This window comes from Ramlibacter tataouinensis (genome assembly GCF_001580455.1).
In the GTDB taxonomy this organism is placed as follows: Bacteria; Pseudomonadota; Gammaproteobacteria; order Burkholderiales; family Burkholderiaceae_C; genus Ramlibacter; species Ramlibacter tataouinensis_B.
The window spans coordinates 3,715,161-3,740,812 of the sequence record NZ_CP010951.1 but is presented as its reverse complement, the minus strand read 5'-3'; the positions used below and the strand labels follow the sequence as shown (position 1 = coordinate 3,740,812).

Here is a 25,652-nt window from a genome sequence, read left to right as displayed (position 1 = left end):
CGTCCGCACTAGCGGCCGGCGCGCAGCGCCACGGCGTCCTTCGCCAGCTGCGTGATGTGTTTCCAGTCGCCGCGCGCGATCACCTCGGCGGGCGACAGCCAGGAGCCGCCGACGCAGGCCACGTTGGGCAGGACCAGGAAGTCCCGCGCATTGGCCGGGTTGATCCCGCCCGTGGGACAGAACTTCACGTCGCCGAACGGCCCTTCCCAGGCCATCAGCATGGTGGCGCCGCCGGCGGGCACTGCAGGGAAGAACTTGAGCGCGTCGAAGCCGTCCTGCTGCGCCGCCATGATCTCGCTGCCGGTCGACACACCGGGCAGCAGCGGCAGGTCCAGGTCCTTGCAGGCCTGGCCAACGGCCTGGGTGTAGCCCGGGCTGACCGCGAAGCGCGCACCCGCCCTGGCCGCCGCCTGCGCATCCGCCGCGCTGCGCACCGTGCCCGCGCCGATCACGGCCTCGGGCACATCGCGCGCGATCGCCTCGATGCAGGCCAGCGCCGCCCCCGTGCGCAGCGTCACTTCCAGCATGCGGATGCCGCCGGCCACCAGGGCGCTCGCCAGCGGCGCGGCATGGGCGACGTCGGACAGCACGATCACCGGGATCACCGGCGCATCGTCCATCACATCCCTGGGCGTGAGTTTCACAACCATGTGCAGGCCCCCTCCTCGGCCGAGCGCGCGTTGCGGCGGAAGGCGGCGAACATTTCGCGGCCGATGCCGTGGCGGTTCGATTCCTTCAGGCCCTCGGGCATGGCCGCGGGCGGCCGCACCAGCCATTCATGGTCGGGCACCAGCGCCTGCAGGGTGCCACTCGTGGCATCCAGCAGGACCTCGTCGCCATCGCGCAATCTCGCCAGCGGCCCGCCATCGGCGGCCTCGGGCGAAACATGGATCGCCGCCGGCACCTTGCCCGAAGCGCCGCTCATGCGGCCGTCGGTCACCAGGGCCACGCGAAAGCCCTTGCCCTGCAGCACCGCCAGCGGCGGCGTCAGCTTGTGCAGCTCCGGCATGCCGTTGGCCTTGGGCCCCTGCCAGCGCACCACGCAGACCACGTCGCGCTCCAGTTCACCGGCCTTGAAGGCGCGCTGCAGGTCCTCCTGCGAATCGAACACGCGCGCGGGAGCCTGGATCACATGCCGATCATCGGGCACCGCCGAGGTCTTGATCACGCTGCGCCCCAGGTTGCCGGTCAGCAGCTTCAGCCCGCCGGTAACGCTGAACGGGTCGGTGGCCGGACGGGCCACATGCGGATCGCGGGTGGCGCCGATATCCTGCCAGTGCAGCTTGTCCCCTTCCAGCGCCGGCTCGCGCGTGTAGTCGCGCAGGCCGCCTTCGCGCACCGTGAGCACGTCCTCGTGCATCAGGCCGGCGTCCAGCAGCTCGCGGATCACGTAGCCCGGGCCGCCCGCCTGCTGGAATTGGTTCACGTCGGCCTGGCCGTTGGGGTAGATGCGGCACAGCAGGGGCACCACCGCCGACAGCGCCTCGAAGTCGTTCCAGTCGATCCGGATGCCGGCGGCGCGCGCCACCGCCACCCAGTGGATCAGGTGGTTGGTCGAGCCGCCGGTGGCCAGCAGCGCGGCCAGCGCGTTGACGATGACGCGCTCGTCCACCATCCGTCCGATCGGGGTGAAGCGCCCGGCCTTGAGGTTGCCCAGCGCGGTGCGCACCGCCTCGCGCGTGAGCTCGTCGCGCAGTTCGGTGTGGGGCGGCACGAAAGCGGCGCCCGGCACGTGCAGGCCCATGGCTTCCATCAGCATCTGGTTGCTGTTGGCTGTGCCGTAGAAGGTGCAGGTGCCCTGCGTGTGGTAGGCCTTCGATTCGGCCTCCAGCAGTTCGGCACGCCCGACCAGCCCCTGGGCCGCCTGCTCGCGCACCTTGGCCTTGGCGCTGTTGGACAGGCCGCTGGGCATGGGGCCGCCGGGCACGAACACCATGGGCAGGTGACCGAAATGCAGCGCGCCGATCAGCAGTCCCGGCACGATCTTGTCGCAGATGCCCAGCATCAGCGCGGCATCGAACACGTCGTGGCTCAGGGCGACTGCCGTGCCCATGGCGATCACGTCGCGCGAAAACAGGCTCAGCTCCATCCCGGCCGTGCCCTGCGTCACGCCGTCGCACATGGCCGGCACACCGCCGGCCACCTGGGCGGTGGCGCCGTGCCTGCGCGCCTCGTCCTTGATCACGTCCGGATAGCGGGCGAAGGGCGCATGCGCCGACAGCATGTCGTTGTAGGAGCTGACGATGCCGATGTTGGGCGCATGCTGGGCCACGACGCGCAGCTTGTCGTTGCCCGGCAGCGCCGCGAAGGCATGGGCCACGTTGGCGCAGCCCATGCGGTCGGCGCCGCGGTCACGCGCGGCGCTCTCGTCGATCAGGCGCAGGTAGGCGGCGCGGCCCGGGGCACTGCGCTCGCGGATGCGCTGGGTCACGGCCGCGACGGCCGGGTGCAGTTTCATGCGGTCATCCTAGCAAGAACGATCGCCGCAGAGGTGGCGACGCGCTTTCACGGGCCGCGCTACAGTTGCGCATGACCAGCCCGCTCAAGCCGTCGCGTGACCCCGCTGCCATGCTGGAGCGCACGCTGCAGGAGTGGGGCGGCCACGAGGACCTGTGGATCTTCGGCTACGCGTCGCTGATCTGGAAGCCCGAGTTCGAGTTCGCCGAGCGCCGGCCGGCCCGGGTGCACGGCTGGCACCGCGCGCTCAAGATGTGGAGCCGCATCAACCGCGGCACGCCCGAGCGGCCGGGGCTGGTGTTCGGCATGCTCTCGGGCGGCTGCTGCCACGGCATGGCGTTCCGGGTGGAGCAGGCGCATGGGCGCCAGGTGCTCGCGAGGTTGTGGGCGCGCGAGATGATCATGGGCGTGTACGACCCGAAGTGGCTGTCCTGCCAGACGCCGCATGGGCCGGTGACGGCGCTGGCCTTCACCCTGTCGCGCAAGAGCCCCAGCCACACCGGCGTGCTCACGGCGGACGAGTACCGCCGCATCTTCACCGAAGCCAGCGGCATCTACGGCACCACCTTCGACTACGCGCACCGGACGCTCGAAGAGCTGCGGCGCCACAACATTTACGACCGCGGACTGGAAAAGCTGCTCAAGGCGATCGAGCGCTGAGCGCCTGCTCGGCGGCCCGAAGGTCCTGCAGGGTGTCGATGTCGGTGACGACGCCGGCGTCGTCCAGGTCGAGTTCGAGCACGCGCCCTGCCGCGGCCTGGGCCCGGACGACTTCCTGCGCGCCTTGCGGTCCCCGCAGCTTCAGCAAGGCCTCGCGGCAGGACGCATCGAAGCCCACCGGGTGGCCGCGCTGCCCGAGATGGCGCGGCAGCACGACCGCATGGGTCGCCAGCGCGGCGGCGACGGCGCGCAGCGATTGCGGCCGGACCAGGGGCAGGTCACCCGGCAGCACCAGCCAGCCGCCGGCTTCCCGGGCGGCCGCCACCGCCGCGGCGATCGAGTCGCCCATGCCGGCGTGGCCGGCATCCTCGAGGTGCCAGGGCAGCCCGCAGGCCTTCACGGCCTCCAGGGTCCAGTCCAGCACCGGCCGGCCGGCCAGCAGCGCCTGCAGCTTGGAACCGCTGCCGCCGGAGGCGAGGAAGCGCTCGCCGCGCCCGGAGGCGAGGATCAGCACAACCGGCGAAGCGGACTCGGACTTGGCCATGGTCAACAAGGGATTGACGCCCATCGTGCTGCAGATGAGAAAATTTGACAATGAGCATGACCTCGTCCCGCATCGCCGACCTGCGCAAGAGTTACGGGCGCGCCGAACTCAGCGAAGACGCTTCGCACGCCGACCCCCTGGCGCAGTTCGACCAGTGGCTGTCGGAAGCGATCGCCGCGGAAGTGCCCGAGCCCAATGCGATGACCCTGGCCACGGTGGCGAGCGACCTGCGGCCCAGCACACGGGTGGTGCTGATCAAGGGCTACGACGAGCGCGGGATCGTCTGGTACACCAACTACGACAGCCGCAAGGGCCGCGAACTGGCCGGCAATCCCTTTGCGGCGCTGCAATTCCACTGGGTCGAACTCGAGCGCGTGGTGCGCATCGAAGGCCGGGTCGAGAAGACCAGCGCCGGGGAGAGCGACGACTACTACGCGAGCCGCCCGCTCGATTCGCGCATCGGGGCCTGGGCCAGCCCGCAGAGCCAGGTGATCGAAAGCCGCGCCGTGCTGCTGGCCAATGCGGCGAAATACGGTGCGCAATACCTGCTGAATCCGCCGCGTCCGCCGCATTGGGGCGGCTACCGTCTGGTGCCTGACGAATGGCAGTTCTGGCAGGGACGCAAGAGCCGGCTGCATGACCGGCTGCGCTACCGGCTGGACGGCCAGCAGTGGCTGCGCGAGCGCCTCGCGCCTTAGCGCCCTCACGCTGGTCCTCATCCGGGCGTAACATCCACGCAGTCATGACCGCCCGGCGCCACTTCTGGATCCTGCTGTTCGCGTTGCTGCTGCCCTTCGCGCAGCTGGCAGCAGCGGCGCACGAGGTCTCGCATGTGCGCACGGCGCAGGAGGCGGGCTCCAAGTCGGGGCTGCCCGGCGGGCCTTGCGACATCTGCGCGGTCGCCGCCCACCTCAGTGGCGGCGCGGCGGCGAGCCCACCCGCCACGATCCTGCATCCCGAGCTGCGCCAGGTCGCACCGCTCTGGCAAGGCACTAGCCAAACCTCCAACGGCGCCGCCGCCCCCTTCGACAGCCGCGCGCCTCCGAACTTCTTGCTGCCCTGATCCGTTGGTTCGCCTCGCTTCGCCACGCGAAGCCGGCGCTCGCCACGCAATCACCGCAAGGAGCTCGATTCGATGAACCCACTGTTAAGAGCCGCGTGCCTGCTGGCGCTCGCGGCGCCCTGTCTTTCCAAAGCCGACACCGCCGCCGACCTACAGGCGCTGCGTGACGAAATCAAGGCGATGCGCAGCCAGTACGAGGAGCGCATTCGCTCGCTGGAGTCGCGCTTGCAGGCGGCCGAGACGGCAGCCCAGGCGACACCGCCCGCGCCGGCACCGCCCGCGCCGGCACCGCCCGCGCCGGCCCCGGCCGCCGCTGCGGCACCCGCCGCCGCCTCGGCCGCACCGGGCTCCGGCACAGGCTTCAACCCGGCCCTGTCCCTGATCCTGTCGGGGCTGTACACCAACACCAGCCGCGACCCGGCCACCTACCGCATCAGCGGTTTCGCGTTGCCGCCGGATGCAGAGGTGGGGCCGGGCACGCGCAGCTTCAGCCTCGCCGAGTCCGAAGTGACGCTGTCCGCCAACGTCGACCCGTGGTTCAGCGGCGTGGCGACCCTGAGCTTCGCGCCGGACAACAGCGTCTCGGTCGAGGAGGCGTTCATCCAGACCACCTCGCTCGGCCGCGGGCTGACCCTGAAGGCGGGTCGCTTTCTGTCTTCCATCGGCTACCTGAACTCACAGCATAAGCACGTGTGGGACTTCGTCGATGCCCCACTCGCCTACCAGGCGATGCTGGGCACGCAGTACGGCGACGACGGAGTCCAGTTGGCATGGCTCGCGCCTACCGACCAGTACCTGGAGTTGCGCGGCGAGCTGGGCGGCGGCCGCAGCTTCCCCGCCGGCGGCTGGTCCGGCAATGGCGCGGGCACGTCGGCGCTTTCGCTGCACACCGGCGGCGACATCGGCGAGAGCTCAAACTGGCGCGCCGGGCTGTCGGTGCTGGACGCCAAGGCATCGGATCAGCGCCTGCTGGGCCCCGATGCCTTCTCGTCCGGCCGCGCCGATGCCTTCAGCGGCCGCACCCGCGTCTGGATCGCCGATGCGGTGTGGAAGTGGGCGCCGCAAGGCAACGCCACGCGCACCAACTTCAAGCTGCAGGGGGAGTACCTGCGCAGCACCCGGGACGGCACGCTGGTTGCCGACGTGGACGCGCTGGCCAGCAGCACGCCCTATCGCGCCGTGCAATCGGGCTGGTACCTGCAGGGCGTCTACCAGTTCATGCCGCGCTGGCGCGTCGGGCTTCGCACCGAGCGGCTGGACCCGGGTTCGCCCGACTACGCTGACAACGCCGCCTTCTTCGCCCCCGACGGCTGGCGGCCCCGCCGCAACAGCGCGATGCTGGACTGGAACCCCAGCGAGTTCTCGCGCGTGCGCCTGCAGTACGCGCAGGACCGGGCGCGTCCCGGCAGCGCCGACAACCAGTGGTTCCTGCAATACCAGATGAGCCTCGGCGCGCACGGCGCCCACGGCTATTGAGGTCCGGTCATGAAGCTCTCCAAACTCTCCGAACTCTTCAAGCTCGCGGCGCTGGCGCTGCTCGCCATCTCCGTGCCCGCGCAGGCCGCGCTGCGCGTGTTCGCCTGCGAGCCCGAATGGGGCGCGCTCGCGCAGGCACTGGGCGGCAACCTGGTCGACGTCACCGTCGCCACCACCGCCTTGCAAGACCCGCACCAGATCCAGGCCCGGCCCAGCCTGATCGCACGCATGCGCAATGCGGACCTGGTGGTCTGCACCGGCGCGGAACTGGAAATCGGCTGGCTGCCGCTGCTGCTGCAGCAGTCGGGCAACGCCCGGGTGCAGCCCGGGCAGCCCGGTTACTTCGAGGCGGCGCGCCAGGTGCGCCTGCTCGAAGTGCCCGGCAGCGTCGACCGGTCGCAAGGCGACGTGCATGCCGCCGGCAATCCGCACATCCAGACCGACCCGCGCAACATCGGCGCCGTGGCGACCGCCCTGGGCGCGAAGCTTGCGCAGTTGGACACGGGCCATGCGGCGGAATACCAGGCACGGACGGCCGACTTCTCGCAGAAGTGGCAGCAGGCCGTCGCGCGGTGGACCCAGCAGGCCGCCCCCCTGCGCGGGCTGCCGGTGGTTTCGCAACACAAGGGCTTCGCCTACCTCTACGACTGGCTGGGTCTGCGCGAGGTCGCGGTGCTCGAACCCAAGCCGGGCGTCGAGCCGAGCGCCTCGCACCTGCAGCAGGTGCTGGCCGCGCTCAAGGCCACACCGGCGCGCATGGTGCTCCACGCCGCCTATCAAGACCCCCGGCCGGCCGAGTGGATGAGCAAGAACGCGGACATCCCCGTGGTGAGCATCCCCTTCACCGTGGGCGGGTCCGACGCGGCGAAGGACCTGTTCTCCCTGTTCGACGACACCGTGGCGCGACTGGTCACGGCCGGGGCGCGCAAATGAACTGGGCCGCATTGGACTGGAGCATCCTGGGCCCGGCGCTGGCGGCGGGGCTGCTGGTGCTGGCGACGCATGTGCCACTGGGCACGGAAGTGCTGGACCGCGGCATCGTCTTCATCGACCTCGCGATCGCGCAAATCGCCGCGCTCGGCGTGGTCGTGGCGCAGGCGGCCGGCTTGCCGGAACGGGGCATCTGGGTGCAGGCAGCGGCCGTGGTCGCTGCCCTGCTGGGTGCCTTGCTGCTGACCTGGACGGAGCGCCGCGCGGCGCAGCAGCAGGAAGCGCTGATCGGCGTGCTGTTCGTGCTGGCCTCCTGCGTGGGCATCCTGGTGGTGGCCCACAACCCGCACGGCGGCGAAAACCTGAAGGATCTGCTGGTGGGCCAGATCCTGTGGGTCGACACCGCACAGCTGGCCTGGCTCGCGGCCGTGACGCTGGTGCTGCTGGCAGTCATTCGAAGCGGCATCGCGCGCAGGCTGGGACGCTTCGGCTTCTATGGCGTGTTCGCCATCGCGGTCACCGCCTCGGTGCAGCTGGTGGGGGTGTACCTGGTGTTTTCCAGCCTGATCATTCCCGCGCTGGCCACGCGCGGCGCAGCGCGGGGCCGCTTGCCGCTGGCCTACGCCATCGGCGCGGCCGGCTATGCCCTTGGGCTGGCGCTGTCGGCCCTGTTCGACCTGCCGTCGGGCGCGATCATCGTGTGCGCGCTGGCCCTGTGCGGCGGCGTGTGCGCGATGCTCGCCCGGCGCGCGCCGCAGGCGGGAGTTTCAGTCCCAGTCCGCTGAACCAGGCAAATGCCTGGTTCAGCGGACCAGTGAGGCGAAGGTCTTGCGGAACTTGGCAACCTTGGGGGCCGCCACGGCAACGCAGTAGCCCTGGTAGGGGTTCTTCTCGAAGAAGTCCTGGTGGTATTCCTCCGCCGGCCAGTAGTTGGCCAGCGGCTGCACTTCGGTGACGATCGGCTTGCCGAACAGCTTGTCCTGGCTCATCTCGCGGATGATGTCGTCGGCCACCTGCTTCTGCTCGGGCGTGGTGTAGTAGATGCCGCTGCGGTACTGGGTGCCGGTGTCGTTGCCCTGCCGGTTGAGCTGCGTCGGGTCGTGGACCACGAAGAAGATCTCCAGGATCTGGCGGGTGCTGACCTGCTGCGGGTCGTACGTGAGCTTCACCACCTCGGCGTGCCCGGTGTTGCCGGTGCAGACCTGTTCATAGTTCGGTTGCTGGACCTGGCCGTTGCTGTAGCCGGACTCCACATCGGTGACGCCGCGCACCTTCACGTACACCGCCTCGGTGCACCAGAAGCAGCCGCCCCCCAGCACGATGGTCTGCAAGTCGCTCATGAGAAGTCCTCGTTGGATTCGAAGAATGTAGTCGCATCGGCAAGGGCGCGGCTTTACTGCGGATTTACCTTGGGCGGCGCCCGCCTCGCCTTGACGCTTCGCGGGGTCAAAGCTATATTACTAACCAGTCAGTCATTAAAATGGCGCCTCCATGGCACTTTCCAAGTTGATCGGTGGCCGGGTCGAGGAAACCCAGGCCAAGCGCGAACGGCGCAAAGAAGCCCGGCCGGGCGAACTGCTGGACGCCGCGCTGGACCTGTTCGTCGAAAAAGGCTTTGCTGCCACCAAGTCCGAGGAAGTGGCCGCTCGCGCCGGCGTTTCCAAGGGCACCCTGTTCCTGTATTTCCCGAGCAAGGAAGAGCTGTTCAAGGCCGTGGTGCGCGAGAACATCTCCGGCCGCTTCCAGGAATGGAACCAGGAGTTCGAGCGCTTCGAAGGCAGTTCCGCGGACATGGTGCGCTACTGCATGAAAGTGTGGTGGGAGCGCGTGGGGATGACCCGCGCCTCCGGCATCACCAAGCTGATCATCAGCGAAGCACGCAACTTCCCGGACATCGCCGCCTTCTACCAGCAGGAAGTGATCAGGCCGGGGCAGGACCTGCTGCGCCGCATCCTGCAGCGCGGCGTCGACCGCGGCGAGCTCCACGTGCCTGACATCGAGTACGCCGCCTACCTCATCACGGCCTCGATGGTGTTCCTGATCATGGGCAAGCATTCGCTCGGAGCCTGCGTGCCCACCGACCATCCGCTCGATGCCGAGCGCTATCTCTCCTGCCACATGGAGACTATGCTGCGTGGGCTGTGCACGCGGCCGGAAGACAACGACAAGGGCGCGGGACGCAACCGGAAATGACGAAGAATCACTACAAGTGGCTGGCCGCCGGGCTGGCCGTGGTCCTGATCGCCGTGGGTGGCGCCCGCGCGCTGTCGGCCCGCAAGGCGAAGCAGGATGCGGTCGCGCAGGCCGGGGCCAAGGTGCAGGCGGTGGTGGAACTCGCCGCCAGCGACGTCTTCAAGGCCGCCAGCCGCGAGCTGGCGCAGGGCCTGCCGATCTCCGGATCGCTCAAGGCGGTGAACACCGCCATCGTCAAGGCGCGGGCCGCCGGCGAATTGCAGGGCCTCACGGTGCGCGAAGGCGACGTGGTCAAGGCGGGCCAGGTGATCGCCCGCATCGAGGCCACCGAATTCCTGGCGCGGCTCAAGCAGGCGGAGCAGCAAGCCGATTCGGCCAAGGCGCAGATCGACATTGCGCAGCGCCAATGGGACAACAACAAGGCGCTGGTGGACCAGGGCTTCATCTCGAAGACGACGCTGGACACCTCGCAGAACAACCTGAGTGCCGCCAAGGCCACCCACCAGGCGGCACTGGCGGCCGTCGACATGGCGCGCAAGACCCTCCAGGACACCGTGCTCACCGCGCCGATCTCCGGCGTGGTGGCCCTGCGCGCCGCCCAACCCGGCGAGCGCGTGGGCGTGGACGCCAAGGTGGTGGAGATCGTGGACCTGAGCCGGCTGGAACTGGAAGCCACGCTCAGCGCCACCGACTCGGTGGGCGTGCGGGTGGGACAGCAGGCCCTGCTGCAGGTCGAGGGCAGCGGCAAGCCCTTCGCTGCCCGGGTGGTGCGCATCAATCCCAGCGCCCAGACCGGCAGCCGCAGCGTGCTGGCCTACCTGGCGATCGACAATCCCGAAGGGCTGCGGCACGGACTGTTCGCCCAGGGCACGCTGGGCACAGGGCGGGTCTCGGCGGTCGCCGTGCCGCTGTCGGCCGTGCGCACCGACAAGCCGGCGCCGTATGTGCAGGTCGTGGAGAACGACCAGGTGGCGCACAAGCCGGTCGAGCCCGGCGTGCGCGGCGAATCGGGCCAGGAGATCATGGTGGCGGTCAAGGGACTGGCCGCCGGCGCCCAGGTGATCCACGGCGGCCTCGGGCCGCTGCGCGAAGGCACGGCGGTGAAGTTCACCGCGCCGCCCGCCGCCCCTGCGCCGGCGCCGGCGCCCGCGCCCGTCGCGGCCGCCAGCAAGCCCAGCCCCTGACGCGACGACATCAGCATGTGGTTCACCCGCGTCAGCCTGAAGAACCCGGTCTTCGCGACCATGGTGATGCTTGCCATCGTCGTGCTGGGGCTGTTTTCCCTGCAACGGCTGAAAGTCGACCAGTTCCCGAACATCGACTTTCCGGTCGTGGTGGTGACCGCCGAATACCCCGGCGCCTCGCCCGAAATCGTCGAGAGCGAAGTCACCAAGAAGATCGAGGAAGGCGTCAACTCCATCGCCGGCATCAACGCCCTCACCTCGCGCAGCTATGAGGGCCAGTCGGTCGTCATCATCGAGTTCCAGCTCCATGTCGACGGGCGCAAGGCCGCCGAGGACGTGCGCGAGAAGGTGGCCTCTATCCGGCCGCTGTTCCGCACCGAGGTGAAGGAGCCGCGCGTGCTGCGCTTCGACCCGGCCGCGCGCTCGATCTGGTCGCTGGCGGTGCTGCCGGACGCCTCCAGGGGCCGCGCCATGAGCGCCGTGGAGCTCACCAACTGGGCCGACCAGGTGCTTAAGAAGCGCCTGGAAAACGTGCGCGGCGTGGGCTCGGTGACGCTGGTGGGCGGCACCAAGCGCGAGATCAACATCTACCTCAACCCGCAGGCGATGGAAGCCCTGGGCGTGACCGCCGACCAGGTGGCCGCCGCCGTGCGGGCCGAGAACCAGGACCTGCCGGTGGGCGCGATCCGCTCGCTGTCGCAGGACCGCGTGGTGCAGGTGGACGCGCGCATGCAGCGGCCGGAGGACTTCGGCAAGATCATCGTCACCCGCAAGAACAACACGCCGGTCCGCGTGGAGCAGGTCGCCCGGGTGGCCGACGGCGCCCAGGAGATCGACAGCCTGGCGCTCTACAACGGCGGGCGCACCCTGCTGCTGGCGGTGCAGAAGGCGCAGGACGAGAACACCATCGAGGTGGTCGACGGCCTGAAGAAGACCGTCAACGAGATCAACGCGCAGCTGCCGCCGGGCGTGCGCCTGGCCGAGATCATGGACGGCTCGCGCGCCATCCGGGTGTCGGTGGAGAACGTGCGGCGCACCCTGATCGAGGGCGCGCTGCTCACGGTGCTGATCGTGTTCCTGTTCCTCAATTCCTGGCGCTCCACCGTCATCACCGGCCTGACGCTGCCGATCGCGCTGATCGGCACCTTCCTGTTCATGTACGCCTTCGGCTTCTCGATCAACATGATCACGCTGATGGCGCTGTCGCTGTGCGTGGGCCTGCTGATCGACGACGCGATCGTGGTGCGCGAGAACATCGTGCGCCACGTGCAGATGGGCAAGGGACCGTTCCAGGCGTCGCTGGACGGCACGCAGGAGATCGGCCTGGCGGTGCTGGCCACGACCTTCTCCATCGTGGCGGTGTTCCTGCCGATCGGCTTCATGGGCGGCATCATCGGCAAGTTCTTCCATGAGTTCGGCATCACCATCGTCGCCGCGGTGATGATTTCCATGTTCGTGAGCTTCACGCTGGACCCGATGCTGTCCTCGGTGTGGCACGACCCCGAGATCGAGGCGCACGGCAAGGCGCGCGGCCGGCGCAGTCTCTACGACCGCACCATCGGCCGCATCACCGGCTGGTTCGACCGCGCGACCGACGCCCTGGGCAACGCCTACCAGGACATCCTGCGCTGGTCGCTGGCGCACAAGCTCACGACCCTGGCCGTGGCCGCCGCGGTGTTCCTGCTGAGCATCTTCATGGTCCCGCTGGTGGGCACGGAGTTCGTGCCCAAGGCCGACTATTCCGAGACCTCGATCAACTTCTACACGCCGGTCGGCTCTTCGCTGGAGGTGACCGAGGCCAAGGCCCGGCAGGTCGAGGCGATCGTGCGCGAGTTTCCGCAGGTGCAATACACGCTGGCCACCATCAACACCGGCAACGCGCAGGGCAAGATCTACGCATCCGTCTACGTGCGGCTGGTGGATCGCAAGGACCGCAGCATGAGCGTGGACCAGATGTCCGGCGTGCTGCGCCAGCGGCTGGCGCAGGTGCCGGGCATCACGGTCACGCACGTCGGCCTGCTGGACGCGGTGGGTGGGAACAAGCAGATCGAGTTCTCGCTGCAGGGCACCGACCTCAAGGAACTGGAGCGGCTGTCGCGGCTGGTCACGCAGAAGATCCGCGACATCCCCGGGCTGGTCGACCTGGACTCCAGCGTCAAGCCCGACAAGCCGGTGATCGAGGTCGACGTGAACCGCGACGCCGCCTCCGACCTGGGGCTGTCGGTGGCGCAGGTCGGCGCATCGCTGCGCACCCTGGTGGCCGGCCAGACGGTGGGCAACTGGCGCGCCCCCGATGACCAGACCTACGACGTCAACGTGCGGCTGGCCCCGGACGCGCGCAAGGCGCCGCAGGACCTGGAGCGCCTGCCCTTCGCCACCGGCACCCACCCGGACGGCAGTTCGCGCGTGGTGCGCCTGAACCAGCTGGCGCAGGTGAAGGAATCCACCGGCCCCAACCAGATCAACCGGCGCGACCTCGCGCGCGAGGTCGCGATCAATGGCAACGCCTACAACCGCTCGGCCGGCGAGATCTCCAACGACATCCGCAAGGTGCTGGACGGCATCGCCTTCCCGCCCGGCTACCGCTACCAGTTCAGCGGCTCGGCCAAGAACATGGCCGAATCCTTCGCCTACGCGGTGTCCGCGCTGGCGATGGCGATCGTCTTCATCTACATGATCCTGGCCAGCCAGTTCAAGAGCTTCCTGCAGCCGCTGGCGCTCATGACCTCGCTGCCCCTGACCCTGATCGGCGTGGTGCTGGCACTGCTGATGTTCGGCTCCACGCTGTCGATGTTCTCCATCATCGGCATCGTGATGCTGATGGGGCTGGTGACCAAGAACGCCATCCTGCTGGTGGACTTCGCCATCCGCATGCGCGAGCAGGGCATGGAACGCTCCGAGGCGCTGCTGCACGCCGCCAAGGTGCGGCTGCGCCCAATCCTGATGACCACACTGGCGATGATCTTCGGCATGGTGCCGCTGGCCTTCGCCTTGACCGAGGGCTCGGAGCAGCGCGCGCCCATGGGCCAGTCCGTGATCGGCGGGGTGATCACCTCCTCGCTGCTGACGCTGGTGGTGGTGCCGGTGGTCTATTGCTACCTGGACGACCTCGCCCGCTGGGCCCGCCGCCGGCGGGCGCCGGCCGCCGCCGGCCAGGCCGCGGCCGGGGGCGGCGCCGGCGCCCTGCCCGCCTCTAAAATCGAGGACTAGTCCTGATCAGCCACGCCAACAGTCCCATCATGAACGCCCCTGCCGATATCGAACGCGCCCGCTTCAACATGATCGAGCAACAGATCCGTCCCTGGGACGTGCTCGACCTGGATGTGCTCCAACTCCTGTCGCGCGTGCGGCGCGAGGACTTCGTGCCGCTGGCGCACAAGGCGCTGGCCTTCGTGGACATGCAGATCCCCCTGTTCGGCGCGACCGAGGAGGCGCTGCAGCGCGGCCAGTGCATGCTCGAACCCAAGGTGGAAGCGCGCGTGCTGCAGGACGTGAAACTCACCGGCATCGAGAAGGTCCTCGAAGTCGGGGCCGGCTCCGGCTACATGGCCGCGCTGCTGGCCAGCCGCGCCCAGCGGGTGATCTCGCTGGAGATCGAGCCGCAGCTGGCCCGCATGGCCCGCGAGAACCTGCAACGCGCCGGCATCGGCAACGTCGAGGTGCGCGAGGCCGACGGTGCCGGCGGCCTGCCCGGCGAAGCGCCGTTCGACGTGATCGTGCTGAGCGGCTCGGTAGCCGAAGTGCCGCCCGCGCTGCTCAAGCAGCTGAAGGTGGGCGGCCGCCTGGCCGCCATCGCCGGCGGCGAGCCCATCATGCGCGCCACCTTCATCACGCGCACCAGCGAGACCGCCTACAGCACCTCGCAGCCCTGGGACACGCTGGCGCCGCGCCTGCGCAACTTCCCCGAACCCTCTCGCTTCTCCTTCTGATGATCGACCAGGTCCGCCCCGCCCAACTGCCTGACTGGATCCGCTCGCAGGGCGGCAACGCCGTCGTCCTCGATGTGCGCGAGCCGGTGGAACTGCGGGCCGCAAGCGTCAATCCCGGCGGCTTCGAGCTGGTGCACATCCCCATGAACCAGATTCCGGGCCGGCTGGCCGAGCTCGACCCGGCGCGCCCGCTGGCCATCCTTTGCCACCACGGCAACCGCAGCCAGCGTGTGGCCATGTTCCTGGCCGCCCAGGGCTTCGATCACGTCGCCAACTTGGCGGGCGGCATCGACGCCTGGTCGCAGGAAGTCGATCCAAGCGTTCCGAGATACTGAAACCAGGAGGGAGCATGAGCTTCACGTGGACCCCCTTGCGCCTGAAATTGCTGCCTCTGCTGTTGGGAGCGGCATTTGCCGCCCCATCGCAGGCGCAGAACCTGCTCGAGCTGTACGAGTCGGCGCGCGCCTATGACGCCACCTGGCAGTCGGCCAAGGCCCTGTACGACGCCAACATCTATCGCGCCGAGCAGGCCAGGGCCAACATCCTGCCCAGCGCCAACCTGGCCGCCGGCGCGTCGCGCGTGCACTTCGAAAACGGGTTCGCACCAGGCACCTTCCCGCCGATCGACCGCACCTTCACCGCGCAGACCGGCACCGTCAGCGCCTCGCAGCCGCTGTACCGGCCCGCCAACTTGGCGGCCTACGAGCAGGGCAAGCGCCAGGCCGACCTCGCGCAGCAGCAGCTCACGGCCGCGAGCCAAGACCTGATCGTGCGCGTGAGCCAGGCGTACTTCGACGTGCTGGCAGCGCAGGACACCTTGGCCTTCGTGCGCGGTCAGAAAGCCGCGGTGGCCGAGCAGCTGGCCTCGGCCAAGCGCAACTTCGAAGTGGGAACCACCACCATCACCGACACGCGCGAGGCGCAATCGCGCTACGACCTGGTGATCGCGCAGGAAATCCAGGGCGAGAACGACCTGCGGGTCAAGAAGCTGGCGCTCGACTCGCTGGTCGGGCGCCCCAACGTCAATCCCGCCCCGCTCACCGTCACCGAGCTGCCGCCGCCGAATCCGGCCGACCCGCAGGCCTGGGTGGACCGGGGGGAAACGGTCAGCCCTTCCATCCTGCAGGCGCGCCAGGCGCTTGAAATCGCGCAACTGGAAACCGAGAAGGCGCGCGCCGGGCACAAGCCGACGCTGGACCTGGTGGCCAGCTACAACGTCATCCGCAACCCGAACGGCAACCAGCAGGTCGCCGTGTTCAACCGCACCGACACCGGCACCGTAGGCGTGGCGTTCAACCTGCCGCTGTTCGCGGGCTTCGCGACGCAAAACCGCGTGCGCGAAACGCTGTCACTGGAAGAGAAGGCGCAGGCCGACCTGGAGAATACGCGCCGTAGCGTGGCGCAGGCGACGCGCGCCGCCTACTTCAGCCTGGTCTCGGTCCAAAGCCAGGTCAAGGCGCTGGAGGCGGCGGAAGCTTCGAGCCAGAGTTCGCTGGACGCCAACCGGGTGGGCTACCAGGTGGGTGTGCGGATCAACATCGACGTGCTCAATGCACAGAGCCAGCTGTACCTGACCAAGCGAGACCTCTCGCAGGCCCGCTACAACGTGGTGCTCGGCCACCTGAAGCTGCGCCAGGCCAGCGGCACGCTGGCTCCCGAGGACCTGGCACGCCTCAACACGCTGGTCGCCACGCCGCTGGCGCAGTAGCGCGCCGGGGCCGCAGCATCAGCGGCCTGGTTCAGTGGACAGCTCCAGGATGGCTTCGGCCGTCCGGCGCGCCGCGCCCTGGTGGGCCTCGGCGAAAGCGAGGCCGGCCCGGACCGCTCCGGTGTGCCGCTCGCGGTTGCCGGCCAGCTCGACTGCGCTGCGCATGCCCTCCTCCATCGAGGCGACCCGCAGCGCGGCGCCAGCTTCTTCCGCCAGCCGCGAGGCCTCGGCAAAGTTGAAGGTGTGCGGCCCCATGACCACCGGGCAGCCGCAGGCGGCCGCCTCGATCAGGTTCTGGCCACCGAGCTTTTCGAAGCTGCCTCCGAGCAGCGCCACATCGGCCAGGCCGTAGTAGAGCGCCATCTCGCCGAGCGAATCGCCGATCCACACGTCGGCCCGCGCGGGCGCCTCGCCCCAGGCGCTGCGGCGCGACACCGAAAGCCCCTGCGAAGCGGCGAGCGCCGCCACCTCGGCGAAGCGCTGCGGATGCCGCGGCACCACCAGCCATTGGGCGTCCGATCCGCGCATCGCCTGCGCGAGCCGGAAGAACTCGGCCTCCTCGCCTTCGCGCGAACTGGCGAACATGACGACTGGCCTGTGCAGCCCTTCGCGCCAGCGGCGGCCCTGCGCGAGCTGCTGCGCGTCGGGCGTGGCGTCGAATTTGAGGTTGCCGAACACGCCCTGCACCGTGGCCCCGGCCCGTGTCAGGCGCCGGGCATCGCCCTCGGTCTGGGCCCAGACCGCCGTCAGCGAGGAATACGCCGGACGGGACAGGAAGGCCAGTTGCCGCGCCTGCGCGAGCGACTTTTGCGACAGCCGCGCGTTGGCCAGGGCCAGCGGGACGCCGCGCTGCCGGCAGACCGCCACCAGGTTGGGCCACACCTCGGTTTCCATCAGCACGCCGGCGCTGGGCCGGAAGTGATTGAGGAAGGCGCGCACGGCCTTGGGCGTGTCCCAGGGCAGCCAGGCCTGCCGGTCGCCGTCGCGCAGCAGACGTTCGCCTTCCGCGCGGCCGGTCGCCGTGCCGTGCGTGAGAAGGATCCGGATGCCGGGCTGGAGCGCACGCAGCTGCGCGATCAGGATCGCCGCCGCGCGCGTCTCGCCGAGCGAGACGGCGTGGATCCACAGGGCGCCGGGCTCGGCGCCGTCCTCGTAGCGGCCGAAGCGCTCGTCCACATGCTGCAGGTAGCCGGGCTCGGCAGCCCCGCGCCGGCGCAGCTTGCGCCGCAAGAGCGGCTGCGCTCCGATCACCGCCAGGGTGTACAGGGGCCGGATCATGGAGCCGGCCCCACCGCCTCGACCGCTTGCCAGGCCTGCCACACCGCATCCACCGACGGCGTGGGCTGGGCATAGACGGCGCGCTGGCGCAGTGCATCGAGCGGCCCGGTGCGCCAGGCGGTGTCGAAGTTGTAGATCTGCACGTGCGGCAGGTCCAGCGCCACCGCGATGTGGCTGAGGCCGCTGTCGACGCCGACCACGCCGGCGCAGGAGGCGAGGCGATCCGCCAGCGCGCCCAGTTCCAGGCGCGGCCAGACCTGGGCGCCGCCGCCGAGCTCGGCCGCGATGCGTTCGCTGCGCTCGCGCTCGGCCTCGCTGCCGTGCGGCAGGCCGATGGTGAATCCGCGCGTCAGCAGACGCTGTCCCAGCGCCACCCAGTGCGCCTCCGGCCAGCATTTGTCCGCGCGCGAGGTGCCGTGGACCAGGCACACGGCGCGGCCCGGGCCGTCCGTTGGCGCCTGCGCGCGCAGGCCGAACCGCAGGCCGGGCGGAACGGGGTAGCCGAGCGCCCGGGCGCACAGCTCGCGCGAGCGCTGCACGGCGTGCACGCGCGGCTCGATGTCGATGGCCACGTCGGCCAGCCAGCGCGTGGGCGCCTCGTAGCTGGAGCCTTCGGTGCGGTTGCCGAGCGCGTAGCGCTTGCCGCCGGGCGCGAGCCGCGCCACGCGCGCGACCAAGCCGGATTTGGTCAGGCCCTGCAGGTCGAGCACCGCGTCATAGGCGCGGCTGCGCAGGAGCTCGCGGAAGGCGCGCCATTCGGCCCGCGTCGACGTGGCCAGCGGCGCCTTGCGCCAGCGCCGCAGCTCGCAGGCCACGGTGGTGGCCACGCCCTCGCAGCGCGTGACCAGCGGCGCGAAGCCCTTTTCCACCACCCAGTCGACTTGCGCCTGCGGCAGGGCCGCGCGCAAATCCTGCACGGCGGGCATGGCGTGCACCACGTCGCCCAGGGACGACAGCTTGACGATAAGAATCCTCACAGCCCGCCATTGTGACTGTTCGCGAGCCCTGCACCGCACTGCAGCCGGGTGGTCACTCCATGAGCCGCACGGCCGCTCCGAAGGCTCATGGCACCGCACCCCGCAGGGCGGAGCCTATTCCATGAGTCGCTCGGCGATCAGCACCGCGAAGAACACGAACCCCGCGGCCAGCGTCCACGTCAGCAGCGTGAGCCCGAGGCGGCGATAGCGCATCTGGCCGGTGGTCGCATACAGCACGAAGGAAATGCCCGATGCCACCAGCATCAGCAGCATCAGGGCACGGAAGACGGCCATTACCAGGCGCGCGCCGGCAGCGCGAAGCCCGCGGGGGCGTCCTTCTCGTCCTCGAAAGTGGCCAGCTCGAAGGCATCCGGCTGGGCGAGCAGTTCGCGCAGCAGCCGGTTGTTCAGCGCATGGCCGGAGCGGAATGCGCTGTAGGAGGCGAGCAGCGGCTTTCCGATCAGGTACAGGTCGCCCATGGCGTCGAGCATCTTGTGCTTGACGAACTCGTCGTCGTAGCGCAGGCCATCGGCATTGAGCACGCGGTAGTCGTCCATCACGACGGCATTGTCCAGCCCGCCGCCGAGGCTGAGCCCATTGGCTCGCATCATTTCCACATCGCGGGTGAAACCGAAGGTGCGCGCCCGCGCGATGTCGCGTGCATAGTTGCCGCTGCCGAGGTCGAATTCGACGCGCTGCCCGGTGGAACTGACCACCCGGTGGTCGAAATCGATCTCGAAGCTGAGCTTGTAGCCATGGTAGGGGTCCAGGCGCACCCACTTCAGGTTGTCGCCGCTGCCCTCGCGCACTTCCACGGTCTTTTTCACGCGCACGAAGCGGCGCGGCGCATTCTGCAAGGCGATGCCCGCGCTTTGCAGCAGGAACACGAACGAGGCCGAGGAGCCGTCCAGGATCGGCACTTCCTCGGCGGTGATGTCCACGTACAGGTTGTCCAGGCCCAGTCCCGCGCAGGCCGACATCAGGTGCTCGACCGTGTGCACCTTGGCGCCGCCACTGCCGATGGTGGACGCCAGGCGCGTGTCCGACACCGCATTGGCCGACACCGGGATGTCCACCGGGATCGGCAGGTCCACCCGGCGGAACACGATGCCGGTGTCCGGCTGCGCCGGCCGCAGCGTGAGCTCGACCCGTTGGCCGCTGTGCAGCCCCACGCCCACGGCGCGGGTCAGGGTCTTGAGGGTGCGTTGCTGGAGCATGGGTCGATTTTACTTTTGGCCTGCTTTCGGCGTCTTTGGTTCGGCTTATGGCCGCGATAGTTCCCGGGGAACTCCGCAAAAGAAAAGGGTGGGCCAGGCCCACCCGAAGGTACTCCCCTTGGAGAACTACTCTTCTGATTCCTTCGGGCCGCCCACCAAGGTGAGCAGCCCGCGTTCTTCCATCAGTCCGCCTGCTTGCGCAGGAAGGCCGGGATCTCGAAGTCGTCCATGCCGCCGGAAGACAGCGCGTCCACCTTGGCCGCGGCCTGCGTGCGGTTGGTGCGCCACACGCTGGGCACGGCCAGGCCGCCGTAGTCGGGCTGCGTGGCCTGCGGCTCGCGCGGGACGCTGGCGCCCGGACCGCCGACGGCGTTGCTCACCGTGGGCACGTTGAACGGCACGTTGTCGGTGCCGGTGCGCAGCACCTGCAGCGGCGGCGCCGTGCGACGCTGGCCCTGGCGCGACAGGCCGGTGGCCACCACGGTGACGCGGATCTCGTCGCCCAGGCTGTCGTCGTAGGCCGTGCCGTAAATCACGTGGGCGTCGGGCGAGGCATAGGCGCGGATGGTGTTCATCGCGAGCTTGGACTCCGATAGCTTCAGGCTGCCCTTGGCGGCGGTGATCAGCACCAGCACGCCCTTGGCGCCCGACAGGTCGATGCCCTCCAGCAGCGGGCACGCCACCGCCTGCTCCGCGGCGATGCGCGCGCGGTCCGGGCCGTTGGCCACGGCCGTGCCCATCATGGCCTTGCCGGGCTCGCCCATCACGGTGCGCACGTCCTCGAAGTCCACGTTGACATGGCCGGGCACGTTGATGATCTCGGCGATGCCGCCCACGGCATTCTTCAGCACGTCGTTGGCGTGCGCGAAGGCCTCGTCCTGCGTGACGTCGTCGCCCAGCACCTCGAGCAGCTTCTCGTTGAGCACCACGATCAGCGAATCGACGTTGGCTTCGAGTTCAGCCAGCCCGTTGTCCGCGTTGGTCATGCGGCGCCCGCCTTCCCAGTCGAAGGGCTTGGTCACCACGCCCACGGTGAGGATGCCCATCTCCTTGGCGACGCGCGCGATCACCGGCGCCGCGCCCGTGCCCGTGCCGCCGCCCATGCCGGCGGTGATGAACAGCATGTGGGCGCCGCTGATCGCCTGGCGGATGTCGTCCGCGGCGGCCTCGGCGCATTCACGCCCCTTGTCGGGCTTGCTGCCCGCGCCCAGCCCGCTTTGACCGAGCTGGATGGTCTTGTGCGAGCTGCTGCGCGACAGCGCCTGGGCGTCCGTGTTCGCGCAGATGAACTCCACGCCCTGCACGGCGCGACTGATCATGTGCTCGACCGCATTGCCGCCGCCACCACCCACGCCGATGACCTTGATCTGCGTGCCCTGGTTGAACTCTTCGACTTCGATCATTTCGATGCTCATTTCATTCTCCTGTTATCTATGCAGTTGCCAATTTCTGAAGATTGCTGTTGGTTTGATTCAACGCGCGGACGGCGGATCGGTGCACCGCCATCGTCGCTTTCGCGGCGGGCCGGGGCTTGCACGGGACAACCAGAGCCTGAACGGATGCATCTAGAAGTTCCCCACGATGAAGTCCTTGAAGCGGCCGAAGGCCGTCTTCATGGAACCGTTCTTCTGCGCCACCTTCAGCCCGCGCAGGCGCGCCACTCGCGCCTCCTCGAGCAGGCCCATGACGGTGGCGGCGCGCGGCTGCGCCACCATGTCGGCCAGGGCGCCGGTGTACTTGGGCACGCCGCGGCGCACCGGCTTGAGAAAGATGTCCTCGCCCAGTTCGACCATGCCGGGCATCAGCGCGCTGCCGCCGGTGAGCACGATGCCCGAGGACAGCACCTCCTCGTAGCCGGATTCGCGGATCACCTGCTGCACCAGCGAGAAGATCTCCTCCACGCGCGGCTCGATCACGCCGGCCAGCGCCTGCTTGGACAGCATGCGCGGGCCGCGGTCGCCCAGGCCGGGCACCTCCACCTGCTGCTCCGGGTCGGCCAGCAACTGCTTGGCGTAGCCGCTTTCGACCTTGATGTCCTCGGCGTCCTTGGTCGGCGTGCGCAGCGCCATCGCGATGTCGCTGGTGATCAGGTCGCCGGCGATCGGTATCACCGCGGTGTGGCGGATCGCGCCGTTGGTGAAGATCGCCACGTCGGTCGTGCCGGCGCCGACGTCCACCACCGCCACGCCGAGTTCGCGCTCGTCCTCGGACAGCACCGCCAGGCTGGACGCCAGCGGATTGAGCATGAGCTGCTCGACTTCAAGGCCGCAGCGGCGCACGCACTTGATGATGTTCTCCGCCGCGCTCTGCGCGCCGGTGACGATGTGCACCTTGGCCTCCAGGCGGATGCCGCTCATGCCGATCGGCTCCTTGACGTCCTGGCCGTCGATCACGAACTCCTGGGGCTCGACCAGCAGCAGGCGCTGGTCGGTGGAGATGTTGATGGCGCGCGCCGTCTCCACCACGCGTGCCACGTCGGCCGGGGTCACCTCGCGGTCCTTCACCGCGACCATGCCGCTGGAATTGATGCCGCGGATGTGGCTGCCGGTGATACCGGTGTAGACGCGCGTGATCTTGCAGTCGGCCATCAGCTCGGCTTCCTTCAGCGCCTGCTGGATGCTCTGCACCGTGGCGTCGATGTTGACCACCACGCCGCGCTTGAGCCCGTTGGACGCGGCCACGCCCAGCCCGGCCATCTTCAGCTCGCCCCCGGGCAGGACTTCGGCCACCACCGCCATCACCTTGGCGGTGCCGATGTCCAGTCCGACGACCAGGTCCTTGTATTCTTTTGCCATTTCTCTAAGCCCGTTGCCCCTCGTTCATTTCTTGCCTGCGTCGGCATTGGTGGTGCCCACGCCCCTCAGACGTACCGCATAACCCTCGGCGTAGCGCAGGTCCGCCGACAGCAGCGCATCCACGCGCCGGCCGTTGCGCGCCGCAACCTGCGTCAGGGTCTGGATGAAGCGCTGCGCCCGCGTCGTGACCTCCGCCGGCGTGCCGCGCCCCAGTTCGACCAGCGCGCCGTTGTCCAGCTCCACCTGCCAGTTGCCGCGCGGCGTCAAGGCCAGCTCCTGCACGGCCAGGTCCAGCGGCTCGAACAGCGGCTTGACGGCCGCGTACATCGCCAGCACCTGCTGCGACTGGCCGTCCGGCCCGGACAGGCGCGGCAGGTCTTCCTGCTCGACGTCGCCCACGTTGGCCTCGAACACCTCGCCGAAGCTGTTCAGCAGCTTCGACTCGGCCTCGCTGCCCCACAGCGCCACCGGGCGGTGCTCTTCGAGCATCACCCGCAGGCGGTTGGGGAACTCGCGCCGCACCACGGCCTGGCGCACCCAGGGCACGCTTTCGAAAGCCCGCCGGGCGACCGAGAGATCGACGGTGAAGAAGTTGCCGGCCAGCCGCGGCGCCACGTTGGCGCGCAGCGTCGGCACGCTGTTGTGGGCGACCTCGCCCTGCACCGTGATGCCCGCGACCGAGAACACCGGGTGGCGCACCGCCCACCAGGCCAGCGCCGCCGCCAGCAGCAGGGCGCAGGCCGCGTACACGACGGAAGCCGCCGTGTTCATCAGCCTGACGTCCAGCGGCACGGGCAGCGCGGGGTTCATGCGGCGGCATCTCCCTGGTCGAGCGAGGCCGAGGCCAGCAGCTGCAGGCACAGGTCCTCGTAGCTGATGCCGGCCGCGCGAGCCGACATGGGCACCAGCGAGTGGCCGGTCATCCCGGGCGAGGTGTTGATCTCCAGCAGGTAGGGCTTGCGCGTGGCGGCATCGATCATCACGTCCACGCGGCCCCAGCCGCGGCAGCCCAGCACCCGGTAGGCCTTGACCACCATCTCCTGGATCGCCTGCTCCTCGCCGGCGGGCAGGCCGCAGGGCACCAGGTACTTGGTGTCGTCGGTGAAGTACTTGTTCTGGTAGTCGTAGTTACCTTCCGGCGCGACGATGCGGATCACCGGCAGGGCGCGGGCGCCCTCGCCTTCGCCCAGCACCGGGCAGGTCACCTCGTCGCCGCTGATGAACTGCTCGCACAGCACATCGGCATCCAGCGCCGCGGCGGCGTCCACCGCCCCGGCCATCTCCGAGTAGCCCTGCACCTTGCCCAGACCGATCGAGGAACCCTCGCGCGCCGGCTTGACGATCAGCGGCAGGCCCAGTTCGTCGGGCACCTGGCGCACCTGCTCGCGGGTGAAGACGCCGCGGTGCAGCAGCACGTAGCGCGGCGTCGGCAGGCCCTCGGCAATCCAGACCCGCTTGGTCATGACCTTGTCGATGGCGATGCTGGAGGCCATCACGCCCGAGCCGGTGTAGGGGATGCCGAGCAGCTCGAGCGCACCCTGCACCGTGCCGTCCTCGCCGAAGCGGCCGTGCAGCGCGATGAAGCAGCGCTTGAAGCCCTTGTGCTTCAACTCCGCCAGGTCGCGCTCGGCCGGGTCGAAGGCGTGCGCGTCCACGCCCTTGGACTGCAGGGCCTTGAGCACGCCGCTGCCGGACATCAGCGACACCTCGCGCTCGGCGGAACGCCCGCCCATCAACACGGCAACCTTGCCGAACGACTTCACATCCACATCCATACCCACCAGCGCGCTCATGCAGCGCCTCCCATTTCCACCAACTTCGCAGGCACGCCGCCGATCGAGCCGGCGCCCATGCACATCACCACATCACCGTCGCGCGCCAGCTCGAGGATGGCCCCCGGCATGGCCGCGATCTCGTCCACGAACACCGGCTCGACCTTGCCGGCCACGCGCACCGCGCGCGCCAGCGAGCGGCCATCGGCCGCCACGATCGGCGTCTCGCCCGCCGCATAGACCTCGGCCAGCAGCACCGCGTCGGCCTGGCCGGCGACCTTGACGAAGTCCTCGAAGCAATCGCGCGTGCGCGTGTAGCGGTGCGGCTGGAACGCCAGCACCAGGCGGCGCCCCGGGAAGGCGCCGCGCGCCGCCGCCAGCGTGGCGGCGATCTCCACCGGGTGGTGGCCGTAGTCCTCGATCACGGTGAACTTGCCGCCGCCGTTGCCGTCGCGTACCGGCAGTTCGCCGTAGCTCTGGAAGCGCCGTCCGACCCCGTGGAATTCGGCCAGCGCCTTCTGCACCGCCTCATCGGGGATGTTCAGTTCCACTGCGATGGCGATGGCGGCCAGCGCATTCAGCACGTTGTGGCGGCCGACCAGGTTCAGCGTGATGTCCAGGTCCGGCAGCGTGACGCCGTTGCGGCGCTGCGCCGTGAAGCGCATTTGCGTGCCCTCGGCGCGCACGTTCACCGCACGCACCTGCGCATCCTCGCCAAAGCCGTAGCTGGTCACCGGGCACTGGACGTCGGGCCAGATCTCGCGCACCGCCGGATCGTCCACGCACAGGATGGCCGTGCCGTAGAAGGGCATGCGATGCAGGAAGTCGACGAAGGCGCCCTGCAGCTTCTTGAAGTCGTGCCCGTAGGTCTCCATGTGGTCGGCATCGATGTTCGTCACCACCGCCATCACCGGCATGAGGTTGAGGAACGAGGCGTCCGACTCGTCGGCTTCGACCACGATGTAGTCGCCGCTGCCCAGCTTGGCGTTGGCGCCGGCGCGGTTCAGGCGGCCGCCGATGACGAAGGTGGGATCCACCCCGCCTTCGGCCAGCACACTGGCCACCAGACTGGTGGTGGTGGTCTTGCCGTGCGTGCCGGCGATGGCGATGCCCTGCTTCAGGCGCATCAGCTCGGCCAGCATCATGGCGCGCGGCACCACCGGAATCTTGCGGGCGCGTGCGGCGACCACTTCCGGGTTGTCCTCCTGCACCGCGGTGGAGGTCACCACGGCGTCGGCGCCGGCAATGTTGCCGGCGTCGTGGCCGAGGAAGGTCTGGATGCCCAGGCCCTGCAGCCGGCGCAGCGTGGGGCTGTCGGACAGGTCGGAGCCGGAGATCACGTAGCCGAGGTTGCGCAGCACCTCGGCGATGCCGGACATGCCGGCGCCGCCGATGCCTACGAAATGAATGTGCTTGATCGCGTGTTTCACACGATCCTCCTGATTTCGTCGGCCATTCGAATACGCGAC

25 protein-coding genes are annotated in these 25,652 nt (G+C 69.3%); 12 read left to right on the top strand and 13 right to left on the bottom strand.

Going from position 1 to position 25,652, the window contains the following annotated elements; translation table 11 throughout:
* Nucleotides 1–8 precede the first annotated feature (8 nt).
* Together eda and edd are read right to left on the bottom strand one after the other, a co-directional pair.
* Nucleotides 9–650 carry a bifunctional 4-hydroxy-2-oxoglutarate aldolase/2-dehydro-3-deoxy-phosphogluconate aldolase gene (eda, locus tag UC35_RS17310; RefSeq protein WP_061501868.1) on the bottom strand — a complete coding sequence of 214 codons (642 nt, stop codon included), beginning with the start codon at nt 648–650 and terminating at the stop codon, nt 9–11.
* Nucleotides 641–2,458 (bottom strand): phosphogluconate dehydratase, encoded by a 1,818-nt coding sequence (gene edd, locus UC35_RS17305; protein ID WP_061501866.1) that lies wholly within the window; start codon nt 2,456–2,458, stop codon nt 641–643. Before edd ends, eda begins: the two co-directional genes overlap by 10 nt.
* 71 nt (nt 2,459–2,529) lie before the next feature.
* Between edd and UC35_RS17300 the strand changes: the two genes are divergently transcribed.
* Nucleotides 2,530–3,117 carry a gamma-glutamylcyclotransferase gene (locus UC35_RS17300; RefSeq protein ID WP_061501864.1) on the top strand — a complete coding sequence of 196 codons (588 nt, stop codon included), beginning with the start codon at nt 2,530–2,532 and terminating at the stop codon, nt 3,115–3,117.
* On the opposite strand, the gene UC35_RS17295 is transcribed toward UC35_RS17300, so the two are convergent.
* Nucleotides 3,098–3,661 (bottom strand): NTP transferase domain-containing protein, encoded by a 564-nt coding sequence (locus UC35_RS17295; RefSeq protein ID WP_061503901.1) that lies wholly within the window; start codon nt 3,659–3,661, stop codon nt 3,098–3,100. The two genes, UC35_RS17300 and UC35_RS17295, sit on opposite strands and share 20 nt — an antisense overlap.
* A 50-nt stretch (nt 3,662–3,711) precedes the next feature.
* Between UC35_RS17295 and pdxH the strand changes: the two genes are divergently transcribed.
* The 5 genes from pdxH (at nt 3,712) to UC35_RS17270 (ending at nt 7,915) form a co-directional block, all read left to right on the top strand.
* Nucleotides 3,712–4,359 (top strand): pyridoxamine 5'-phosphate oxidase, encoded by a 648-nt coding sequence (pdxH, locus tag UC35_RS17290; RefSeq protein ID WP_061501863.1) that lies wholly within the window; start codon nt 3,712–3,714, stop codon nt 4,357–4,359.
* A gap of 44 nt (nt 4,360–4,403) precedes the next feature.
* On the top strand, nt 4,404–4,724 hold the full coding sequence (locus UC35_RS17285; RefSeq protein ID WP_061501862.1) for a hypothetical protein: 321 nt from the start codon (nt 4,404–4,406) through the stop codon (nt 4,722–4,724).
* A gap of 72 nt (nt 4,725–4,796) precedes the next feature.
* A complete protein-coding gene (locus UC35_RS17280; protein WP_061501859.1) occupies nt 4,797–6,200 on the top strand; it encodes a hypothetical protein in 1,404 nt (467 codons plus the stop codon).
* A 9-nt stretch (nt 6,201–6,209) separates the two neighbouring features.
* Entirely contained in the window at nt 6,210–7,133 is a 924-nt protein-coding gene (locus UC35_RS17275) for a metal ABC transporter substrate-binding protein (protein WP_061501857.1), read from the top strand.
* Nucleotides 7,130–7,915 (top strand): metal ABC transporter permease, encoded by a 786-nt coding sequence (locus tag UC35_RS17270; protein WP_061501855.1) that lies wholly within the window; start codon nt 7,130–7,132, stop codon nt 7,913–7,915. The genes UC35_RS17275 and UC35_RS17270 overlap by 4 nt, the downstream gene beginning before the upstream one ends.
* An 18-nt stretch (nt 7,916–7,933) precedes the next feature.
* Here UC35_RS17270 and msrA read toward each other — a convergent pair whose 3' ends face one another.
* Complete coding sequence (gene msrA, locus UC35_RS17265; RefSeq protein WP_061501853.1) at nt 7,934–8,470, bottom strand: peptide-methionine (S)-S-oxide reductase MsrA; 537 nt, start codon at nt 8,468–8,470, stop codon at nt 7,934–7,936.
* A gap of 151 nt (nt 8,471–8,621) precedes the next feature.
* Between msrA and UC35_RS17260 the strand changes: the two genes are divergently transcribed.
* Genes UC35_RS17260 through UC35_RS17235 form a run of 6 tightly spaced genes read left to right on the top strand, consistent with a single transcriptional unit; the run spans nt 8,622 to nt 16,144 of the window.
* On the top strand, nt 8,622–9,323 hold the full coding sequence (locus tag UC35_RS17260; RefSeq protein WP_061501851.1) for a TetR/AcrR family transcriptional regulator: 702 nt from the start codon (nt 8,622–8,624) through the stop codon (nt 9,321–9,323).
* Complete coding sequence (locus UC35_RS17255) at nt 9,320–10,507, top strand: efflux RND transporter periplasmic adaptor subunit (protein WP_061501849.1); 1,188 nt, start codon at nt 9,320–9,322, stop codon at nt 10,505–10,507. The genes UC35_RS17260 and UC35_RS17255 overlap by 4 nt, the downstream gene beginning before the upstream one ends.
* A gap of 15 nt (nt 10,508–10,522) precedes the next feature.
* Nucleotides 10,523–13,717, top strand: coding sequence for an efflux RND transporter permease subunit (locus UC35_RS17250; protein WP_061501847.1), 3,195 nt, complete (start codon nt 10,523–10,525; stop codon nt 13,715–13,717).
* A 29-nt stretch (nt 13,718–13,746) separates the two neighbouring features.
* Nucleotides 13,747–14,436, top strand: coding sequence for a protein-L-isoaspartate O-methyltransferase family protein (locus UC35_RS17245; RefSeq protein ID WP_061501844.1), 690 nt, complete (start codon nt 13,747–13,749; stop codon nt 14,434–14,436).
* Entirely contained in the window at nt 14,436–14,771 is a 336-nt protein-coding gene (locus UC35_RS17240; RefSeq protein ID WP_061501843.1) for a rhodanese-like domain-containing protein, read from the top strand. The genes UC35_RS17245 and UC35_RS17240 overlap by 1 nt, the downstream gene beginning before the upstream one ends.
* Nucleotides 14,772–14,785: 14 nt before the next feature.
* The gene (locus UC35_RS17235) at nt 14,786–16,144 is read left to right on the top strand and encodes a TolC family outer membrane protein (RefSeq protein WP_061501841.1); all 1,359 of its coding nucleotides are present in this window, start codon (nt 14,786–14,788) and stop codon (nt 16,142–16,144) included.
* 18 nt (nt 16,145–16,162) lie between these two features.
* On the opposite strand, the gene UC35_RS17230 is transcribed toward UC35_RS17235, so the two are convergent.
* From UC35_RS17230 to murC, 9 genes are all read right to left on the bottom strand, one after another.
* Nucleotides 16,163–17,422: a 3-deoxy-D-manno-octulosonic acid transferase gene (locus tag UC35_RS17230; RefSeq protein ID WP_061501839.1), complete on the bottom strand. Its 1,260-nt coding sequence runs from the start codon at nt 17,420–17,422 to the stop codon at nt 16,163–16,165.
* Entirely contained in the window at nt 17,419–18,399 is a 981-nt protein-coding gene (gene waaC / locus UC35_RS17225; protein WP_061501837.1) for a lipopolysaccharide heptosyltransferase I, read from the bottom strand. Before waaC ends, UC35_RS17230 begins: the two co-directional genes overlap by 4 nt.
* A gap of 114 nt (nt 18,400–18,513) precedes the next feature.
* Nucleotides 18,514–18,693: a hypothetical protein gene (locus UC35_RS17220; protein ID WP_061501835.1), complete on the bottom strand. Its 180-nt coding sequence runs from the start codon at nt 18,691–18,693 to the stop codon at nt 18,514–18,516.
* Nucleotides 18,693–19,616, bottom strand: coding sequence for a UDP-3-O-acyl-N-acetylglucosamine deacetylase (gene lpxC / locus UC35_RS17215; protein ID WP_061501833.1), 924 nt, complete (start codon nt 19,614–19,616; stop codon nt 18,693–18,695). Before lpxC ends, UC35_RS17220 begins: the two co-directional genes overlap by 1 nt.
* A gap of 182 nt (nt 19,617–19,798) precedes the next feature.
* Entirely contained in the window at nt 19,799–21,031 is a 1,233-nt protein-coding gene (ftsZ, locus tag UC35_RS17210) for a cell division protein FtsZ (protein WP_061501831.1), read from the bottom strand.
* A 150-nt stretch (nt 21,032–21,181) separates the two neighbouring features.
* Complete coding sequence (gene ftsA / locus UC35_RS17205) at nt 21,182–22,411, bottom strand: cell division protein FtsA (protein WP_061501829.1); 1,230 nt, start codon at nt 22,409–22,411, stop codon at nt 21,182–21,184.
* 24 nt (nt 22,412–22,435) lie between these two features.
* On the bottom strand, nt 22,436–23,221 hold the full coding sequence (locus UC35_RS17200) for a cell division protein FtsQ/DivIB (protein WP_061501828.1): 786 nt from the start codon (nt 23,219–23,221) through the stop codon (nt 22,436–22,438).
* The gene (locus UC35_RS17195) at nt 23,218–24,204 is read right to left on the bottom strand and encodes a D-alanine--D-alanine ligase (protein WP_227820360.1); all 987 of its coding nucleotides are present in this window, start codon (nt 24,202–24,204) and stop codon (nt 23,218–23,220) included. The genes UC35_RS17200 and UC35_RS17195 overlap by 4 nt, the downstream gene beginning before the upstream one ends.
* Nucleotides 24,201–25,613: a UDP-N-acetylmuramate--L-alanine ligase gene (gene murC, locus UC35_RS17190; protein WP_061501827.1), complete on the bottom strand. Its 1,413-nt coding sequence runs from the start codon at nt 25,611–25,613 to the stop codon at nt 24,201–24,203. Before murC ends, UC35_RS17195 begins: the two co-directional genes overlap by 4 nt.
* Nucleotides 25,614–25,652: the final 39 nt, after the last annotated feature.